The organism is Neisseria sp. MVDL19-042950, assembly GCF_030504625.1.
Lineage (GTDB): Bacteria > Pseudomonadota > Gammaproteobacteria > Burkholderiales > Neisseriaceae > Neisseria.
This window is the reverse complement of the sequence record NZ_JAUKWH010000044.1, coordinates 1-344: the sequence shown is the minus strand read 5'-3', so window position 1 is coordinate 344 and position 344 is coordinate 1. Positions and strand designations below refer to the sequence as shown.

Genomic DNA, 344 nt, shown 5'->3' with positions numbered 1-344 from the left:
TAATGACAATGCCTGTTCCAAATTGGCGATGGCTTGGTCGCGGTTTAATACTGCCCCCTGTGCTCCGCTTTGGCCGTCTGAAGAAATCAACAACCCTTTGCCCGCTCGCAATGCACCCCAACTGTCGGTACGCAACTCAAAGCCTTCGCCGTTATCGCCGCGCTTCTGCCTCTGACTATCGACGATATGGCCGAGGTTGAGTTGGCTCTTGCCATATTCAGTCGCCAGTTTGATGTGTTCCTGTCCCTGTTTGTCTTCCATCCGCAGTTTGTTGTTGGCCCAAGTACGGATAACGTTGCGGGTGTTCCAATCGGCAGGGATGTGGTCGGGGTGGGAACTGTCGC

1 protein-coding gene is annotated in these 344 nt (G+C 54.4%); it reads right to left on the bottom strand.

The window, feature by feature from the left end:
• Positions 1 to 344, bottom strand: a 344-nt coding sequence (locus Q0X97_RS11860; protein WP_302067763.1) for a type VI secretion system Vgr family protein, incomplete at both ends; no start/stop codon positions are given.